Origin of the sequence: Serratia nematodiphila DZ0503SBS1, from assembly GCF_000738675.1 — a bacterium.
In the GTDB taxonomy this organism is placed as follows: domain Bacteria; phylum Pseudomonadota; class Gammaproteobacteria; order Enterobacterales; family Enterobacteriaceae; genus Serratia; species Serratia nematodiphila.
Map to the genome: position 1 here is coordinate 1,590,528 of NZ_JPUX01000001.1, position 17,616 is coordinate 1,608,143.

General features: G+C 54.7%; 20 protein-coding genes and 3 pseudogenes. 14 read left to right on the forward strand and 9 right to left on the reverse strand.

What is annotated here, in order from left to right:
- Nucleotides 1-459 precede the first annotated feature (459 nt).
- The 3 genes from JL05_RS25310 to JL05_RS24715 are packed head-to-tail and all read left to right on the forward strand — an operon-like array spanning nucleotide 460 to nucleotide 1,856.
- Nucleotides 460-1,014, forward strand: coding sequence for a reverse transcriptase family protein (locus JL05_RS25310; protein ID WP_139182598.1), 555 nt, complete (start codon nucleotides 460-462; stop codon nucleotides 1,012-1,014).
- 11 nt (nucleotides 1,015-1,025) lie between these two features.
- Nucleotides 1,026-1,631 carry an RNA-dependent RNA polymerase family protein gene (locus tag JL05_RS25315; RefSeq protein ID WP_139182596.1) on the forward strand — a complete coding sequence of 202 codons (606 nt, stop codon included), beginning with the start codon at nucleotides 1,026-1,028 and terminating at the stop codon, nucleotides 1,629-1,631.
- On the forward strand, nucleotides 1,632-1,856 hold the full coding sequence (locus JL05_RS24715; RefSeq protein WP_072010084.1) for a retron Se72 family effector protein: 225 nt from the start codon (nucleotides 1,632-1,634) through the stop codon (nucleotides 1,854-1,856).
- Nucleotides 1,857-1,920: 64 nt separating this feature from the next.
- On the opposite strand, the gene pdxR is transcribed toward JL05_RS24715, so the two are convergent.
- Nucleotides 1,921-3,393 carry a MocR-like pyridoxine biosynthesis transcription factor PdxR gene (gene pdxR, locus JL05_RS07310; RefSeq protein ID WP_033632029.1) on the reverse strand — a complete coding sequence of 491 codons (1,473 nt, stop codon included), beginning with the start codon at nucleotides 3,391-3,393 and terminating at the stop codon, nucleotides 1,921-1,923.
- A 121-nt stretch (nucleotides 3,394-3,514) separates the two neighbouring features.
- On the opposite strand from pdxR, the gene JL05_RS07315 reads away from it, so the two are divergent.
- The 3 genes from JL05_RS07315 to JL05_RS07325 are packed head-to-tail and all read left to right on the forward strand — an operon-like array spanning nucleotide 3,515 to nucleotide 7,547.
- On the forward strand, nucleotides 3,515-4,780 hold the full coding sequence (locus JL05_RS07315) for a 4-aminobutyrate--2-oxoglutarate transaminase (protein ID WP_015379144.1): 1,266 nt from the start codon (nucleotides 3,515-3,517) through the stop codon (nucleotides 4,778-4,780).
- Nucleotides 4,781-4,792: 12 nt separating this feature from the next.
- Complete coding sequence (locus JL05_RS07320) at nucleotides 4,793-6,247, forward strand: NAD-dependent succinate-semialdehyde dehydrogenase (protein WP_004937166.1); 1,455 nt, start codon at nucleotides 4,793-4,795, stop codon at nucleotides 6,245-6,247.
- Between the two features lie 58 nt (nucleotides 6,248-6,305).
- Complete coding sequence (locus JL05_RS07325) at nucleotides 6,306-7,547, forward strand: aromatic amino acid transport family protein (protein WP_033632030.1); 1,242 nt, start codon at nucleotides 6,306-6,308, stop codon at nucleotides 7,545-7,547.
- Between the two features lie 74 nt (nucleotides 7,548-7,621).
- On the opposite strand, the gene yfcF is transcribed toward JL05_RS07325, so the two are convergent.
- Nucleotides 7,622-8,257: a glutathione transferase gene (gene yfcF, locus JL05_RS07330; RefSeq protein WP_033632031.1), complete on the reverse strand. Its 636-nt coding sequence runs from the start codon at nucleotides 8,255-8,257 to the stop codon at nucleotides 7,622-7,624.
- Between the two features lie 172 nt (nucleotides 8,258-8,429).
- On the opposite strand from yfcF, the gene JL05_RS07335 reads away from it, so the two are divergent.
- Complete coding sequence (locus JL05_RS07335; protein WP_033632032.1) at nucleotides 8,430-9,146, forward strand: HPP family protein; 717 nt, start codon at nucleotides 8,430-8,432, stop codon at nucleotides 9,144-9,146.
- A 13-nt stretch (nucleotides 9,147-9,159) separates the two neighbouring features.
- Here the strand turns inward: JL05_RS07335 and JL05_RS07340 are convergent, their stop codons facing one another.
- The 4 genes from JL05_RS07340 to JL05_RS07355 form a co-directional block, all read right to left on the reverse strand.
- Nucleotides 9,160-9,909: an AraC family transcriptional regulator gene (locus tag JL05_RS07340; RefSeq protein WP_202963931.1), complete on the reverse strand. Its 750-nt coding sequence runs from the start codon at nucleotides 9,907-9,909 to the stop codon at nucleotides 9,160-9,162.
- A gap of 148 nt (nucleotides 9,910-10,057) precedes the next feature.
- On the reverse strand, nucleotides 10,058-10,699 hold the full coding sequence (locus JL05_RS07345) for a YbhB/YbcL family Raf kinase inhibitor-like protein (RefSeq protein ID WP_033632033.1): 642 nt from the start codon (nucleotides 10,697-10,699) through the stop codon (nucleotides 10,058-10,060).
- A gap of 300 nt (nucleotides 10,700-10,999) precedes the next feature.
- Complete coding sequence (gene aac(6'), locus JL05_RS07350; protein ID WP_033632034.1) at nucleotides 11,000-11,440, reverse strand: aminoglycoside 6'-N-acetyltransferase; 441 nt, start codon at nucleotides 11,438-11,440, stop codon at nucleotides 11,000-11,002.
- Nucleotides 11,441-11,568: 128 nt separating this feature from the next.
- On the reverse strand, nucleotides 11,569-11,919 hold the full coding sequence (locus JL05_RS07355; protein WP_050501229.1) for a hypothetical protein: 351 nt from the start codon (nucleotides 11,917-11,919) through the stop codon (nucleotides 11,569-11,571).
- An 81-nt stretch (nucleotides 11,920-12,000) separates the two neighbouring features.
- On the opposite strand from JL05_RS07355, the gene JL05_RS07360 reads away from it, so the two are divergent.
- Entirely contained in the window at nucleotides 12,001-12,687 is a 687-nt protein-coding gene (locus JL05_RS07360) for a helix-turn-helix transcriptional regulator (protein ID WP_033632035.1), read from the forward strand.
- Between the two features lie 291 nt (nucleotides 12,688-12,978).
- Here the strand turns inward: JL05_RS07360 and JL05_RS07365 are convergent, their stop codons facing one another.
- The 3 genes and pseudogenes from JL05_RS07365 to JL05_RS24720 form a co-directional block, all read right to left on the reverse strand.
- On the reverse strand, nucleotides 12,979-14,064 hold the full coding sequence (locus JL05_RS07365) for a phage integrase (RefSeq protein ID WP_033632036.1): 1,086 nt from the start codon (nucleotides 14,062-14,064) through the stop codon (nucleotides 12,979-12,981).
- A 3-nt stretch (nucleotides 14,065-14,067) separates the two neighbouring features.
- Nucleotides 14,068-14,649 (reverse strand): phage repressor protein CI, encoded by a 582-nt coding sequence (locus tag JL05_RS07370; protein ID WP_033633571.1) that lies wholly within the window; start codon nucleotides 14,647-14,649, stop codon nucleotides 14,068-14,070.
- Nucleotides 14,650-14,817: 168 nt separating this feature from the next.
- Nucleotides 14,818-15,039: pseudogene (locus JL05_RS24720) on the reverse strand (helix-turn-helix transcriptional regulator); the annotation flags it as partial.
- 108 nt (nucleotides 15,040-15,147) lie between these two features.
- Here JL05_RS24720 and JL05_RS24725 point away from each other — a divergent pair.
- The 6 genes and pseudogenes from JL05_RS24725 to JL05_RS07390 all read left to right on the forward strand — a co-directional run bounded on the left by JL05_RS24725 (nucleotide 15,148) and on the right by JL05_RS07390 (nucleotide 17,552).
- Entirely contained in the window at nucleotides 15,148-15,369 is a 222-nt protein-coding gene (locus JL05_RS24725; protein ID WP_072010085.1) for a MerR family transcriptional regulator, read from the forward strand.
- A gap of 30 nt (nucleotides 15,370-15,399) precedes the next feature.
- Nucleotides 15,400-15,576 (forward strand): annotated as a pseudogene (locus JL05_RS24730) (phage regulatory CII family protein); the annotation flags it as partial.
- Nucleotides 15,557-15,757 carry a TraR/DksA C4-type zinc finger protein gene (locus JL05_RS24735; RefSeq protein ID WP_033632037.1) on the forward strand — a complete coding sequence of 67 codons (201 nt, stop codon included), beginning with the start codon at nucleotides 15,557-15,559 and terminating at the stop codon, nucleotides 15,755-15,757. The pseudogene JL05_RS24730 and the gene JL05_RS24735, both read left to right, overlap by 20 nt.
- 122 nt (nucleotides 15,758-15,879) lie before the next feature.
- Nucleotides 15,880-16,161, forward strand: a complete 282-nt coding sequence (locus JL05_RS07380; RefSeq protein WP_033632038.1) for a DUF5405 family protein — start codon at nucleotides 15,880-15,882, stop codon at nucleotides 16,159-16,161.
- A pseudogene (locus JL05_RS07385) lies at nucleotides 16,158-17,063 on the forward strand (replication endonuclease); the annotation flags it as partial. The gene JL05_RS07380 and the pseudogene JL05_RS07385, both read left to right, overlap by 4 nt.
- A 306-nt stretch (nucleotides 17,064-17,369) precedes the next feature.
- Entirely contained in the window at nucleotides 17,370-17,552 is a 183-nt protein-coding gene (locus JL05_RS07390; RefSeq protein ID WP_238545838.1) for a hypothetical protein, read from the forward strand.
- Nucleotides 17,553-17,616 lie beyond the last annotated feature (64 nt).

Here is a 17,616-nt window from a genome sequence, read left to right on the forward strand (position 1 = left end):
CGATTCTTTAGTGGTAAATCATTAAAGAGTCATGACCGGTCATGCGCATATCTCTTCGATCTATGTCGAAAACGGCCTCCAGAGTCTTTGGCTTGTAAAATATATGCGACAGTTGTCTGGCGTAAAGGTTAGGAGTTTTTTAGGTCAATATAATTATCCTGATAAGAAAATCTTGGTCTGGCCGCACCACTATCGGTGTGAAACCACAGGATTCTTCGCAATGAAAATTGATTTTAATTTCCGCTTGACATTATCAAAAAAAGAGAGCTCTGTTTCAAACCCTCGAGAGAGGACTGAAACTAGAAAGCAAATTGACCTAAAATCGAGTGTTAATATAGTGATCACGTCAGTGGCGCTAACCACTTGGGTTTATATATACGATGTTGTTGAAAAAATAATCGGATATTTGAGCTAACTCCTGACCATTTCCCACTCTATTATCTTATCCATGGATGTGGTATGGACAAACCCTATTATCCTCACCAACCTATATCGACAATTGAGTCATTGGCTAGGTGCTTAGGTGTAACTACGATTACACTTAACTCTATATCAACTGCTATTGATTCATCTTATACTGAATTTGTCATATATTCTAAAAATAAAGAGCGAACAGTTTACGAGCCGAAGTTTGAATTAAAAAGAATCCAAAAGAGAATTAATAATCGTATTTTTGAAAAGGTGGAGTTCCCAAGGTATTTACATGGGGGAATAAAGAGTTTAGAGCATAAAAGGGACTATGTAGAGAATGCTAAAATGCACTCTAATACATCAGTTGAAACTATAATTGGTTTAGATGTTAAAAATTTTTACGATAATATAAAAAAAGAAAGAGTGTATCTCATATACTCACAGTTCTTCAACTTTCCTCATGAAGTTTCTGAGTTACTAACAAAGTTAACTACTTATAAGAACAAAGTCCCACAAGGAGCCTGTACTTCATCTTATCTGGCTAATCTTATTTTCTTTAACTCTGAGTACAGTTTAGTATCAAAGCTTAGAGGAAAAAAATAACTTATACTAGATTGCTTGATGATGTATCAATATCTGCGGCACAAAAAATTTCTGATGAAGAGATTACTAAAGTAATTCGGGATGTTTCTGCTCTCTTTACTAAGCATGGTTTGAAATTAAATAGTAGTAAAACTAGAGTCCACCATGATAAATATGCCGCCGACAGTTTTGAAGTTACAGGGCTATGGGTCGGAAATATAGCGCCAAAAACTAGGCGTCAAGAAAGGAGGTATATAAGAACCCTTGTTCATGCGTGTGAAAAGGCATATCTTGTTGATAAATACTCGAGTGATTATCATGTGTTATGGAATAAAACTTCTGGTCTAGTTGCTAAACTTTATAGACTAGAACAATCTAATCATAAAGCATTAAGAGAACGGCTTAGTAATATATTGCCTCTATTTGATGATGTCGCAAAAATGAAAATTATCATTGATTGCAAAAGCATGCTAAAAATAGCCCCTTGCAGTCTCAATTATGGCAAGTTAAAAAGATTGAATTTAATATATTCTAAGTTAGGGATACTTTCTAGGAATTATAAGCAAGAGGCTAGGTTATGGCGCAGAAAACTCAAGGCTCATTTTGTCAAACATCCAAAAAAATCGGAGGTCTGGTGAATGTCTGAATTAAAATATAGTGGGAAGGTAAAAACATTTGATTCGTTCAAAGGGTTTGGTTTCATTACAAGAGATAAGGGGAAAGATGTTTTTTTCTTTTATGAAGAGATCTCTGGTGAGGATAAATTCCTTAATATAGGAGATGAAGTGGAATTTACAATTGAGGATAAGCCTAAAGGTCCAAGAGCCTATAATATTTCAGTGCGTAACACCAATAATTCTTAAAGTGGTAGTGAAATATATTTTATAGTTTAGGTTTTAGTTATTTTTAAAATTAAACTATCTTTTCCTACTTGCATATGTTGATGCACGCCAGCAGCTGGGTGAAGGCGGCGGCCATTTGCTCTTCCGGCACGCAGGCAAAGCCCATCAGCAGGCCGCGCCGGCGGTTGGGCAGCATGTAGTAGCGCGACAGCGGCCGCACCAGCACCCCGCGCGCGCCGGCGGCGGCGGCGATCGCCACGTCGTCGGCCTCGTCCGGCAGGTTGAGGATCAGGTGCAAGCCGGCGTTGCTGTTGAACTCGCTGAGCGCCTGCTTGCCGAGGTGCTGTTCGATCAATCCGGTCAGGAAGGCGCGCCGCCGGGCATACAGCAACCGCATGCGGCGGATATGCGCCGTGTAGTGCCCCGCCTGAATAAACTCCGCCAGCGCGCTCTGGATCAGCAGGTGCCCGCCGCGGTACAGCTCGGCATGGGCGGTTTTCAGCGCCTGCACCAGCGGTGGCGGCAACACCACATAGCCGAGGCGCAGCGCCGGGTAGAGCGTTTTGCTGAAGGTGCCGATATAGATCACCGGCGCATCGGCTTCCAGCCCTTGCAACGCCGGGATCGGCTGGCCGGAAAAGCGGAATTCGCTGTCGTAGTCGTCCTCGACGATCCAACCGCCGGCGTTGCGCGCCAGCGCCAGCAGCCGTTGGCGGCGCGCCAGGCTCATCACCGAGCCGAGCGGATACTGGTGCGACGGGGTGACAAAGATCAGCCGCGGTGGGTTGACCGGCTGCTCCGGCGGCACCAGCCCGGCTTCGTCCACCGCCAGCGGGCAGATGTTCAGCGCATTGATGCGCAGGATATTGCGGATCCCCCAATAGCCCGGCTCTTCGATCCAGGCGTCATCCCCCGGATTGCACAACATGCGCGTCACCAGATCGATCGCCTGATGGATGCCTTCAGTGATCAGGATCTGTTCCGGCGAGCAGCGTACCGAGCGCGCCACCCGCAAATACTCCACCAACGCATGCTGCAGCTCCGGGCTGCCGCCCTGATTGCTGTAGGTCAGCCGCTGCGGCGTCGGGCGGCGGCTGAGGCGCGCCTGGATCTTGCTGAACAGCTGATGAGGAAAGGCGTTGACGTCGGGCACGCCGGGAATGAACGCCCCCCACTGTTTGGGGCTGGCGCTGGCGTGGTGCAGCAGCGTGGCGCCGCGCTCCGACAGCTCGACGCGCCGCGGTTGCCCGCTGCCGTCCGCCGGGGCGCCGCCGGTGGACAGGCAGCTGTCCGGCACCGTGTCGGCGACGAAGGTGCCGCTGCCGGCGCGCGCCGACACGTAACCTTCCGCCAACAGTTGTTCATAAACGGTTAATACGGTGTTGCGGGACAGGCTGAGCTCCTGCGCCAGGTCGCGCGAGGCGGGCAGGCGGCTGGAGGGCGGCAGGCTGCCGTCGAGAATGCTGGTGCGGATCGCGTTGTAAAGCCGCTTGTGCAGCTTGTCATCAGGCTGTTCGCCGAGGCGCTGCAGCAACAGATCACCACTCAATGAGCGCAATTGGATCCCTCAATTATTCGTAACTGGCACTCGATTATAGGGCCACATCCTGTGTAAATAAACGGCATTGTTTCACGAATGTGAACGAAACGTGTAACTGGCACCGACCGGAGAGAACAGCATGAAAAACGCAGAATTGAACCAACGCCGTCAGGACGCCACCCCGCGCGGAGTGGGCGTGATGTGTGGTTTTTACGCCGAGCGCGCAGAGAACGCCACGCTGTGGGATGTGGAAGGCAAAGAAGTGATCGACTTCGCCTCGGGGATTGCCGTGCTGAACACCGGCCACCGTCATCCGAAGGTGATCGCCGCGATTGAAAAGCAGCTGCAGGCCTTCACCCACACCGCCTATCAGATCGTTCCTTACGAAAGCTATGTCTCGCTGGCGGAGCGCATCAACCAGCGCGCGCCGATCGCCGGTCCGTGTAAAACCGCCTTCTTCACCACCGGCGCGGAAGCGGTGGAAAACGCGGTGAAAATCGCCCGCGCTTACACCGGCCGCCCAGGGTTGATCACCTTCGGCGGCGGTTTCCACGGCCGCACCTATATGACCATGGCGCTGACCGGCAAAGTGGCGCCTTACAAACTGGGCTTTGGCCCATTCCCCGGCTCGGTGTTTCACGGCCAGTACCCGAACGCGCTGTACGGCGTGACCACCGAAGACGCAATGAACAGCCTGGATCGCCTGTTTAAAGCGGATATCGATCCCAAGCAGGTGGCGGCGATCGTGCTGGAGCCGGTGCAGGGCGAGGGCGGCTTCAACGTGGCGCCGGCCGATTTCATGCAGGCGCTGCGCACGCTGTGCGATCAGCACGGCATTCTGCTGATCGCCGACGAAGTGCAGACTGGCTTCGCCCGCACCGGCAAGCTGTTCGCCATGGAACACTACAGCGTTAAGCCCGATTTGATCACTATGGCGAAAAGCCTGGCGGGCGGCATGCCGCTGTCGGCGGTGGCGGGCCGCGCCGAGGTGATGGACGCGCCGGCGCCGGGCGGGCTGGGCGGCACCTACGCCGGTAACCCGCTGGCGGTGGCCGCCGCGCACGCGGTGCTGGACGTGATTGAAGAGGAGCAACTGTGCCAGCGCGCTCAGCGCTTGGGTCAGCACCTGGTGGAAGTGTTGCAGCAGGCGCGCAAAACCAGCCCGGCGATCGCCGATGTGCGTGCGCAAGGGTCGATGGTGGCGGTGGAGTTCAACGATCCGGCTACCGGCAAGCCTTCGGCGGAGATCACCCGCCAGGTGCAGCAGAAGGCGATGGAGGAAGGGCTGCTGCTGCTGAGCTGCGGCGTGAACGGCAACGTGATCCGCTTCCTCTACCCACTGACTATCCCGGACGATCAGTTCACCAAGGCGATGGGCATCCTGTCCCGCGCGCTGGCCCACTAAGGAGCGAACGGCATGAAATTGAACAATCCCGAGCTGTTGCGCAGCCAGTGTCTGATCAACGGCGAATGGTGCGACGCCCTGAGCGGCAAGCGCGAAGCGGTGATCAACCCGGCCACCGGCGCCGAACTGGCCAGCATTCCGCTGGTCAGCGAAGAGGAAACCCAGCAGGCGATCGCGGCGGCGCAGCGGGCGCAAAACGACTGGAAACAGCTGACCGCCAAGCAGCGTTCCGCGCTGCTGTTGGCCTGGGCTGATAAGGTGCTGGCCGCACAGGAAGATCTGGCGCAGCTGATGACCGCCGAGCAGGGCAAATCGCTGGCGGAAGCGCGCGGCGAAGTAGCCTACGCCGCGTCGTTCATCACCTGGTTCGCCGAAGAGGCCAAGCGGGTGGACGGCGCGGTATTGCAGGCGCCGCAGGCTTCGCAGCGCCTGGTGGTGGTGAAGCAGCCGATCGGCGTGTGCGCGGCCATCACCCCGTGGAACTTCCCGGCGGCGATGATCACCCGCAAGGTGGCGCCGGCGCTGGCGGCGGGCTGCGCCATCATCGTCAAACCGGCCGAGCAAACGCCGCTGACCGCGCTGGCGTTGGCCAAGCTGGCGCAGGACGCCGGCATTCCCGCCGGCGTGTTGCAGGTGGTGACCGGCGAAGCGGCGCAGGTGGGCAAGGTGTTGTGCGACAGCCCGGTGGTGCGCAAGCTGAGCTTTACCGGCTCGACCGAGGTCGGCCGCATCCTGATGGCGCAGTGCGCGCCAAGCATCAAGAAACTGTCGCTGGAGTTGGGCGGCAACGCGCCGGTTATCGTGTTCGATGACGCCAATCTGGACGCGGCGGTGGCGGGCATCATGGCCTCCAAGTTCCGCAACAGCGGCCAGACCTGCGTGTGCGCCAACCGCATCTACGTGCAGGACGGCATCTACGAGCGGCTGGCGGAGAAGCTGGTGGCGGCGGTCGAGCAGTTGAAAGTCGGCGACGGCAGCCAGGAAGGCACCACTCAGGGGCCGCTGATCGACAGCGATGCGGTGGCGAAGGTGCAGAGCCATATCGATGACGCGCTGATCAAAGGGGCGCAGATCGCCACCGGCGGCCAGCCGCACGCGCTGGGCGGCACCTTCTTCCAGCCGACGGTGGTGACCGGCGTGACGCAGAAGATGCGCTTCGCCAAAGAAGAGACCTTCGGGCCGGTGGCGCCGCTGTTCCGCTTCCATGACGAGGCGGAAGCCATCGCCATGGCCAACGACACCGAATTCGGCCTGGCCGCCTACCTGTTCACGCAGAACGCCGCGCGCCAGTGGCGGGTGCCGGAAGCGCTGGAGTACGGCATGGTCGGCATCAACACCGGGCTGATTTCCAACGAAGTGGCGCCGTTCGGCGGCGTGAAACAGTCAGGGCTCGGGCGTGAAGGATCGCGCTACGGGATAGAAGAATATCTGGAGCTGAAATACCTGTGTATCGATGTAAGCCGTTGAGCGTCAGGACGTTAACCCATCCCGGCGGCCAGCGTCGCCGGGCGATAAAGGATGATGCATGTCTGATAATATCTCTGTTTCTCCGGCGCTTGCCGCCGGGGTGCGAGCACCTGCACCCGCCAAATCGTTAAGTTTCCTCGAAGGGGTGGCGATGATCGTCGGCACCAACATCGGCGCCGGCGTGCTCTCCATCGCCTATGCCTCCAGCAAGGCCGGTTTCCTGCCGCTGCTGTTCTGGCTGGTGCTGGTGGGGAGCCTGACCACCATCACCATGCTGTACGTCGCTGAATCCACGCTGCGCACCCGCGCGCATCTGCAGCTGAGCGGGCTGGCGAAGCGCTACGTCGGCGGGCTGGGCGCCTGGTTGATGTTCGCTTCGGTGTGCGTCAACAGCGTCGGGGCGCTCACCGCCTATATGACCGGCAGCGGCAAGCTGCTGCAATCGCTGTTCGGCATCTCGCCGGCGCTGGGCAGCCTGCTGTTCTTCGTACCCGCCGCCGGCGTGCTCTATCTCGGTTTGAAAGCGATCGGCCGCGGCGAGAAGTTCATCAGCATCGGCATGGTGGTAATGTTGACCGCGCTGGTGGCGGCGACGCTGCTGAAAGACACCACCCAGATGCGCAACCTGCTGGACGGCGACTGGCGCTATATGGTGCCGGTGTTCAACGTGGTGGTGTTCTGCTTCTCGGCGCAGTACATCGTGCCGGAGATGGCGCGCGGCTTCGCCGACAAGCCCGAGCAACTGCCGAAGGCGATCATCGTCGGCATGGCGGTGACCTTCATTCTGCTGGCGGCGGTGCCGATGTCGGTGATTGCGCTCAGCGGGCTGGATGACATCTCCGACGTGGCCACCATTTCCTGGGGCCAGGCGCTGGGGCAGTGGGCGTTCTTCTCCGCCAACATCTTCGCGCTGTGCGCGATGCTGACCTCGTACTGGGGATTGGGCGGCAGCTTCCTGACCAATATCTTCGACAAGTTCCGGCTGGGCAACGACGAGCTGCCGCTGCGCCGCTTCGGCGTGCTGCTGCTGGTGGTGGTGCCGCCGTTCGCGCTGGCCTACAGCGGGCTGGTGTCGTTCGTCAACGCGCTCTACTTCGCCGGGGTGTTCAGCGGGGTGATCCTGTCGATCATGCCGATGCTGATCCTGCGCGGCGCCCGCAAACACGGCGATCAGATCCCACGCTGGCAGTGCAACTGGATCACGCACCCGCTGCTGCAGATCAGCATTGTGTTGCTGTACCTGGCCAGCGCGGTATACGCCATCGCTTCATTGTTAGGCTATCTGCCCTCTGGATGGTGATTTGCCTTCCCTCAAGCAGTGATGTTGTTTCTCGGCATTGAGAACGGCGGCGTCGTGGCCGCCGATTTTTTTCCTCAGGCGCGCCGCTTTTCCGACAGCGCCAGCCAGGCCTGCACCGACGGGCGCTGCCACTGCTTGTGCGCATAGTGGCGCACGCGCTCCGGCACCGGATCGCCGTGCATTACCAGCCGGTTGAGCATCAGCGCCAGATCGGTGTCGGCGATGCACCACTCCCTGAACAGATTGTCCTGCCCGTGGCTCAACAGCTTTTCGACGGCGGCGATCAGCTTGCGCGCGGCCTCTTGCGCGGCTTCGGACAGCGGCGGGAACTTGCCGCTGTTGAACACCACTTCGGTCGAGCGCTCGGCGCGGATCGGCAGCAGATCGCTGCGCAACCAGGCCTGGATCTCGCGCGCCTTGGCGCGCAGCTTCACGTCGCGCGGGTACACGGCGTGGGCCGGGTGGATGTCTTCCAGGTATTCGGCGATCGCCGAAGACTCCGAGAGCTGGAACTCGCCGATCGCCAGCGTCGGCACCCGGCGGGTGAGCGACAGCGCCGCGTAGGCCGCCTCTTTGTTCTCTTCTTTCGCCAGATCCACCGGCTTCAGGGTGAACGGAATGCCTTTTTCCGTCAGCACGACAAAGGCGGACATGGCGTACGGGCTGAAAAATTCACTGTCGGTATAAAGCTCGGTGATCGGTTGAGACATCGGCGGTTCCTCGGGGGTTAAGGGGGGAACATTCATCATTGTCGAGGGGAGGCTAAAAATCAATCTGTTAGCCTAAAAGTTCTTGGGTGGCGCGGTTTACGGCGCCGTGAGCTCCTTCAGGATGATGTGATATATTTGTTGCCAACACGTGAATTGAGCCGTATTGGGTAACATGAAGACGCAGTGGATAGAACGAGCGAAAGTGGGATGCGCGCGCCTGTGGCCGCACCCGCTGGCGGTGGGCAAACGAGAGATGCTGATTTCCAGCGTTGGCGCCGGTTTGGGGCTGATGCTCGCCGGTTGGATCAGCCACTTTATTTTGGGCGAGGTGAACCTGTGGTTTATCGCGCCGATGGGCGCTTCGGCGGTGCTGCTGTTCGGCGTGCCCAACAGCCCGCTGGCGCAGCCCTGGTCGATCGTCGGCGGCAATGCGCTGGCGGCGACGGTGGGCGTTAGCGCCGGTCTGCTGATCCCCGATCCGGGCCTGGCCTGCGGCGTTGCGGCGGCGGCGGCCATCGGCCTGATGTTCAAGCTGCGCTGCCTGCATCCACCCGGCGGCGCGGTGGCGCTGACCGCCATCCTCGGCGGCCCCGGCATTCATCAGATGGGCTACCACTTCGTGTTGTACCCGGTGCTGCTGAACTCGGTGCTGCTGGCGGCGCTGGCCATTCTGTTCAATAACCTGGCCGGGCGGCGCTACCCGCACGCGCTGGCGCCGGCGGAGGCCAAGCCAGCCAATCTGCCGATCGATGCCGTTTCCATTACCCGCGCCGATCTGCACGAGGCGCTGATGGAGGGGGATCTGTTCGATATCGATGAGGACGACCTGCAGGAGATCCTGCTGCGCGCCGAGCAGCTGGCGCATCAGCGGCAAAGCAAGGCCTCCTGATCAGCCCGGCGTTTTATCGGATGGCGGAAGGCGCGTAACCAAAACGCTTTTGAAAGCGTTCGCTAAAACGCGATCTGGATTTGTAACCGCAGGCCTCTGCAATGCGGGTCATATCCCATCGGGTGGTTTGAAGCAACATCATGGCGTGATGCATGCGGACGTCTATCAGCAAATCTTCGAAGCGTGTCTGTTCGGCGGCAAGGCGCCGCCGCAACGTTGCCGGGCTCATCGCTAATGTTTTTCCTGCTGTTTCTGCCGTCCAGTTTTGTTCCGGAGCCTCAAGAATCAAGGTGCGCAGGCGCTGTGATGGGCTATCCAACGGCAAATGCGTAAAAACATGCCCCCGTTCGGCCAGCGCGGTCAAAAAGTCCAGAAGGCGGTATTGCAGGCGAATATCGCTGATTTCCTGTTTTTCCACGCTTTCAATCACGTGATAAAACGTTGCCGACAGGTCTTCGTCCAGAGGCAGCGTTTTCCACGCGTCATTTTTAGGGGGGATAGGGGGGGAAGCCTGCCGGGTTCGGTGAAAGACATCCAGCAGTTCTGCCGACAGCGTCAGGAATATCGAGCGAAAAGGCCGATCGATGTCGCCCGGCGTTTTGACTAAATCTGCGCGGGTATTGGGGGGGACCAGGAGCAGTTCGCCGGGGGTCTCCAGAGACAAATGTTGTGAAGCCGATGTGATACCAAGTTGGCCCGTCGCGAGCAGCAAGACCGTCGCTTCATGGAAGACGAACTGCGGCGTGTGCAGCTGGCGTTTCAATGTCGGCTGGCACACTCCGCACAAGCGGTGCCTCGCTACCGGCGCCCCCGACGGAGAGTGCCAATGCAAAAGCTTCGCATCCGGCTTGCGTCTGGTTCGCACTGATCCGAAGGAACCGGTCCGGCTCATATTCGACTCCTTCATGCGATTATTTCGCCGTTGATGCTACGTTAGGGTTCAGGCTGTAAAGGCCTGTCAGTCTCGCTTGGGCTAACACTGGCGCTTCCGCCAGGGCGGCATTCACATTAGCCCCTGTCAAAGGCCCTTGTACATCCAAACCGGGGGTAGCAAGCGCATAAACCGTGAAAATATAATGATGAACTAACGTATCGTTCCACGGTGGGCATGGGCCATCGTAACCGTAGTATTCCCCCTTCATCTGCTCGTCGGCGGCAAACCAACCGGTATAGTCATTGGTGCCGTGGCGATAGGCCGAAGGGGCGTTTGGCCCGGCTTTGCCACGCGGCGTTACGCCGTCCGATTGAGAGCCCGCCGCAATTTCCACGGTACTGGCCGGAATATCCAGCAGCAGCCAGTGAAAGAAATCAACGCGCGGCAACGACGCGGGCACAACCCGACGCTCTTGATTCACATCATCACCACGGCTTGGCACGTCGGGATCATGGCAGACGATCACGAAAGACTGCGTGCCTGCAGGCACTTCACTCCAGGCCAGATGGGGGTTGCGATTTCTCGATAAAGCAACATGGTTGGCGGCATCGGGGATAGCGAAGGCGAACTCACCGGGAATGAACTCTCCTTCTTTAAAGCTTTGGCTGGTCAGTTTCATAAAAGCTTATCTCCTGTTCTATTGAGCGGTATCTGCGGGTATGTGATGTCCCCATTATAAGTTTTTCAAAATAAAGTAAGGCGACAAATCCAATCAAAATAGAACCAATTACGCTCATTATGATTGTATTTGATTGAGTTGTGTCGATGAACGGCCGTATTCGGCTGCTGTTTCGGTGCTAGCGAGATGGCGAACACTCTGGATGAGGGGGGGAAGGTCAATATTGGCGAGGGCGAACTGGAGAAGAGGCTGCTGCGCGCCGAGCAGCTGGCGCATCAGCGGCAAAGCAAGGCCGCCTGATCAGCCCAGCGTTTTGCGGTAAAACACCACCCGTTCCGTTTCGGCAAAGCCCAGCGCCGCATGCAGGCGTTGGGAGTCCAGGTTGGCGATGTCGGTATCCGACGCCAGCTCGCTGCACCCCTGTTGCTTCGCCCACTCCTGTACCTGCGCGATCAAACGCGTGGCCCAGCCCTGGCGGCGGGCGCATTCGACGGTGTAAATCCCTTCCAAAAACGCCACCGGCGACGATTCGCAGCCGTTGACGTAATCGTAGCGCAGCGCGACCTCGGCAAAGCCAACGAAAGCGCCGTCCAGCCCCCGCGCCATAAACGCGGTGTGGTGCGGCGAAGCCAATATTTCGCGCATCTCCGCGCGGTGCTCTTCCAACGGACAAGTGGGCCACAGCGCCGTGCGCAGCGCCAGCCAGGCGTCGAGGTTGTCGTGGTCGCAGATGACGATCATGCGGGATCCCTGGTGGTGATATTTGTCACCCGCGAGCGTAACAGCTCCCAGTGTGCAAGCTCAATCTCTCCATCGCTATCTCGCCACTTCTCTCACTTCTGACAATGGGGCGCCGGAGGCCGGTGCGTCTATCGAATAACGAGTGGAGTACACATTAATGTACCAAAGTGCATGCTCTCCGGCTCGATAAGGCTAAGGAAGCCTTCGCAATGTGATTGGCCATGCCAACTGGTGCAGATGGCTTGCGATTGTGCATAGCTCTCTGCAATGGCCACATCGACGAAAACGTCTCCGTCCAGTTTAAGTAAATATTGATGTAGCCAGCCCGGTTGCGCAGACAGATGATGTTGCACCATCTGGCAATAGGCAGCGTACATCTTCTCTTCGGTAACGCCTTTTCTTAGTTTGAAGCGGCCCAGCTCGACGCCATGGCCGGCACTGACAGGGGAATATGCTGTTATGTGATTAGGGGATGTCATGGTAATTTTTCCAGTAATGAGTGAGTGACTATCATAGGCCACGACCCTGCCAGTTTTTGTCAGGGGTATTGGAGGCATTCAGTGAGAACCGTTAGGCTATTTTCAATACTCGACCAACTGCGCGGCAGACAACGCCCGGTATCGGCAGAATTTCTGGCTCAGACGTTGGATGTTTCGGTGCGAACCATCTATCGAGATATGAGCACGTTGCAGACGATGGGAGCGCCGATCCGCGGTGCGTCTGGATTAGGATATCAGTTGGAAAAGGGGTATTTCTTGCCGCCGCTGCATTTTGACGTTAACGAGCTGGAGGCCATAATGCTGGGCACTCGTCTGATTGTGGCTCGTGGTGATGCGCAGTTGGGTGAGGCGGCCCGTCGCGTTTCAGCCAAAATAGGTGCCATGTTGGATGACAATGCGAGGGAACGTTATCAGCATATGCCATTGCGTGCCGTCTCGCGCAGGACTCTGGAGTATGAACTGGCCGACAGGCATCTGGAGCCATTGCGCGTGGCCATACGAGGTAGAAAGCGGTTGGTCGTCTGCTATCGCGACCTCAAAGGTAATGAAAGCCGAAGAAATGTCAGGCCATTAGGATTGACGATGTTTGACGCCGTATGGCTGCTGACCATATGGTGCGAGACCAAAGCCGATTTCCGCAACCTGCGCGTTGATGGCATTCTATCGCTGACGGACACTGGCGAACGGTTTCGACAGGAAAGAGGTAAACGTTTTGAAGATTATATTAAATCTTTACCGACAGCATAGGCGTCATGGAGACCGCTTTAGCTTTGCTTGGTGATAGTGACACGACGAGCCATTGTGTGGGCGGCACAGTAACGACGGACTGTTTAAATACCTGCCATTTGAGGGTATTGGGTAGCCTTGTACCGCCACTGTTAGCAAAAAATAAAAAAGCCACTTCGAGAAAAGTGGCTTTTTTATATGATTTTAAAGCTAAAATTTGGTGGCCCCTGTTGGGTTTGAACCAACGACCAAGCGATTATGAGAACGATGTACCACCTTTTTAAATCAATAAGTTACATTGAAAACAAAAGGTTATAAAACGGATGTTATCGGTGATTGTTGAGGGTTTGAGTCCTGAGGGGGCAGAAAGGGGGCGTTTTTCCCCAGTGGGTTAAGGGTAATCGCCTCCTGTAGATGGTTAGGTGCGAAGTGCGCATAGCGCATCGTCATCTTGATATCGGTATGACCCAAGATGCGTTGTAGTACGAGAATATTTCCGCCATTGATCATAAAATGGCTGGCGAATGTATGGCGCAATACATGCGAAAGCTGACCGTCCGGTAGTTCAAGTTCTGCCCGTTCAACTGCTTTGCGAAAAGCAGAGTAGCATGGCTTGAAATACCGACCGGGCTTGTCTGGTTTCGGCAATGAGTCGTAAAATTCGCTGCTTATTGGTACGGTTCTATTTCTGTTGCCTTTGGTTTTGAAGAAGCTGATTTTGAGATTCTTAACCTGCTTAGTGGTTAATGATTCTGCTTCGTCCCAGCGTGCTCCAGTCATTAAGCATACGCAGGCAACCCAGAATGTACTGTTGTTCCGACTTTTTGAGCATTGTTCCAACAGCCGGTTAATTTCCTCTTGCTCCAAATAGGCTAACTCAGCCTCTTCCGATTTGAAGGGGCGGACGTTTGCTAGAGGGTTATCAAGCTTCCAGTGGCCTAGACGCTTCAGCTCATTAAATACAGCGCGAAAATAAGCCAATTCGAGATTCATTGTGCGCGGTGAAACTTGTTTTACTCGTGTAGTCCTGACGATCTCACCGGACAATCGCTTTTTTCGATAAATAGAAAACATTGTTGAATCAAACTCATGAGCGAAAGGATCACCCATGCTTTCACAGGCAAACTCCATTGCGCCTTTGCGTTTCTCGCCGTCATCTAACGTGACACCATGCTCATCAAACCATTGAACCACAAGGTCTTTCAGTTTTCGTCGATCTTCTTTTCCATCAAGCCAAGGTTTGACGTGAACATTTTCTAATATGTGGTTTTGATAGGCTGTGGCTTCTCCTTTGGTGGAGAACGTTTTGCGTATACGTTTACTGCTCTTCCCTTTGGGTTTACCCTCGGGATAAAAGTCTAAAAGCCACTTGCCGTCTGGTTGTTTTTTTATAGACATAGCTTAGTTTGAGATTGTCATTACTACTCGGCCTAACACACTAATTTCATCTAGGCTGCAGTCAAAGGACATACCAATGCCGCCAACTCTCACGCGATTTGTCGGTATACGAACCAGCGTTCGAATGCTGATTTTTCCTTCAATACTTACCAGCCATTCGCCATCGAAAACTTCATCAAAAGAACGATCGACAATGAACTGCGCTTTGTCATCTTGGATGCAAACCGGATCGGCGGGGAGCGTTGAAGCAGGCTTGAAAAATACTTTATCTAGTCTCGCCATCCCAGCGTCAATTAATTGGCCATCAGCCAGCTTTTGACGCTGCAAATGCAACATGCCTAGCTCTTCATCATAGAACTTGCGACCTTTACCAGCCGCGAGCCATTCCAGTGTGGCGCCAGTCTCAGCCATGCAGCGAACAACGATGTCAGCAGGAAAATAACCTCTTCGATAACGATTAGCTAGGCTGCTACTGGCAATGCCAAGGTGATCGGCTAATGCTAATTTTGTCTTGAAACCATAAGCTTCAAGAACCCGATCAAGGGTCTCTGCGCTTCCTTTTGAGAAGTCTATCTGTAGCTTTATGGGGGATTCTGTTATTTGATTTTCTTCTGATGATTTTTTTTCTTTTTCTGTAGCTTTATGTGAATCTGCATTGTCTTTTTCTTTTTCTTCTTCGGCTGCAGGCTGTTGTGGGGAATTGTTTGGGTTGGTTTGGCATGGCTCGTCGTTGCTTGATGTTTCACCTTGGCCTGTGGATAGCCACTCTAAGCTCGCGCCGGTTTCTAAAGCACATTTCACTACTATATCTGCGGGGAAGATTCCACGTGTTCTGCGGGCTGACATACTACTTGATGCCATATTCAAGTAGTCAGCTAACTGAAGGGAAGTTGTGAAGCCATAAGCCGCACACACACGATCCAAAACTTCAGCACTGTTTGTTGGTAACGTAGCCTTTCGTCTTAATTGGGTCATTAGAAGGTTGCAAACTCGATTTTATCGAGTTATTCTCCGGTTCGATTGTTAGATAATGTCGAATTTTATTGAATGTTGCCGCATTCAACAGAACAAGGAGTTTGCCTCATGCGCCCTAACATTACAATTGCCATTACAACCCCATATCTGCCTATCGATGAGTATTGCCGTATCACTGGAACCCCTATTGGTACGGCTCGCGACATGGTACGTGACGGTCGGTTGCCTATCCGTGGCAAGGGTGATAAGCCCAAGTCAAGGGTTGAAATCAACATGGCCGCATTAACTGTGCAGGCTTTAAGTGAATGCAATATTTCGCTTCAGGCGTAATTCATCTTAATTGTTAGATTGGGGTGAATCATGTTTGATTATGACGTTTCCAAACATCCACATTTTGACATCGCCTGTCGGCAGTTTGCCGTTCGTCACAACCTCGTAAAGCTGGGTGAGGTTACAGGCATTAAGCCACAGACATTGCGCAACAAGCTAAACCCAGAGCAACCGCACCAGCTCACTTGTGCGGAGCTATTGGCGCTTATTGGAGGCGCAGATTACCAATGCTCGCAAATCCTCCGCGCGGCCTTCTGCTTTCGTTTGCGAAGAATGTGACGCTCCGATTCCTGCAGCGCGCCGCGCAGCAGTTCCCGGCGTTGATACCTGCGTAAGCTGTCAGCAGATCCGCGAGACGCAAAGTCACCTTTACGCGGGGAAGGCATGACGGAGTTCTCTATTTTGTTCGGCCTGCTGGCGTTGCTGGCAGGTCATTTTATTGCGGCTGATTTGAGTGATTCAGAATTTGCACGCAGACCAGAAAATCAAAAATACGATTAAGGATATAACATGGAAATTAAAATCGGCTCTGAGTTTGTTATCACCAGCGATAACCTGAAATTCATTCTTAATACGGTGAAGGTAGGGAAAACAGGAAAAAGCGAAGGTCAAGAGCGTTACGAGGCTATCGGCTATTATCCTACGATTAACCAGCTTGTGAACGGCCTTATTCATCACAGCGTCCGCAATTCCAGTGTTAATAGCATTGCATCACTGGGCGCTGAAATAGGCCGCATTGGCAATTTGTGCCAAGAGGCTTTTGCTGTATGTGAGGCGGCGAAAGTTCAATGAGCCAAGCGGCTACGGCCTACGCTTACCCATGGAACGAACCGCGCCCGGCAGTTGCCGGGCCGGTGAGACCGCTTACCCGTGAGGAACTCGCTCAGGGGCAAGCTGTTTTAACCAATATCCGCCGCCTGCCGCGCTTCCTCAGCGCCATGTTCCTGACGCGTTACACCAACTTGCTCAAGAGCAAAGGGCTGCACGATGCCAACAAATGGCTGGTATTCCAGTTCGATCGCCGCATCTGGCCGCGCCTGCAAACGGTGAGCGCCAAAAATGCAATGAATCTCACCGCGTCAATGCGGTTTTCTGCTGAAGTCGATAACTATGCAGCTCTGCCCGGCATGGATGACAAAGAGTTACGCCGCCTTGCCGATCGGGTGGCCGGTCAACTTCTGCAGAATTATGAAGATTACTGCGATGAGTTTGTGGCGGAGAACGGCGGCGATAATGCCGGGCTTTTCGAAGATGCCATCCAATCAGAATTTTATGGCCGCATTGCCGGTATGGCGCGCGCCTTCAACATCACCCCTATGCACTGGCGCAAATACCGCAAGGGCAAACTGGATGCCCGGTCAGCGATTGCCAGCCTGTCACGGTTGGTTAATTCCGAGTGGTGGGAACGCCAGTTGAAGGCCCAGCGCACGCGCTGGCGCGAGGCGTTGCTGATCGCCCTGGGTAATGTGAACCGCGGGGCGTCGTCGTATGCCAGTAAGCAGGCTATTCGGGATGTGAAAGCGCGCCGCCAGTCCAATTTTGATTATCTGAACAGCCGCGAGCTTGAGAACGTCGAAACCGGCGAACGCTTCAGCCTCATCGACAAGGTGATGGCAAGTATCTCTAACCCGGAAATTCGTCGTATGGAGTTAATGGCGATGATCGCCGGTGTTGAGCAGGCCGCCGCTAAACAGGCAACAGAGAGGCCTTGACCCCTATAAGCGTATAGAGCCTGCTGCATCGGCCAGATTGACCTCCGCCGAGCGCGATCGCGTAACCAAAATTTACTCAGAGCTGGCACTACACGGCATCGAGCCGACGCGCTGGGAACTTGAGGCACTGGCGCGCGGCGCTAAAGTCAAATTTGGTGATATTTCAATGCACTATCCAGCGGTTAACGATTGGGCGGGCTTCCAATAATTTCTTGCGCAATTAAATCCGATAGGCATATACTGTATATGTATACAGTAATTAAGCATCGGAGGGAAAGGGTGCAAGCAGTGGATGAAGTGGTTGTTTTAGAAAGAATTGAACTCATCGCCCGTCTGGGGGTTTGCTATGAGAGCCAAGCGAAAGACAAAGACATTGCATTGATATGGATCTCGGAACTGGCCGGGGAGATGAGAACCAACATTACTCCTGATAGTACTTCAATGATTAAAAAACTAGCTGCTATTTCGTAATTTATAGGCGACTTAATATTTTTGCATTCATTAATGGCATCTATGTTTGCGCTGCAAAGAGCGG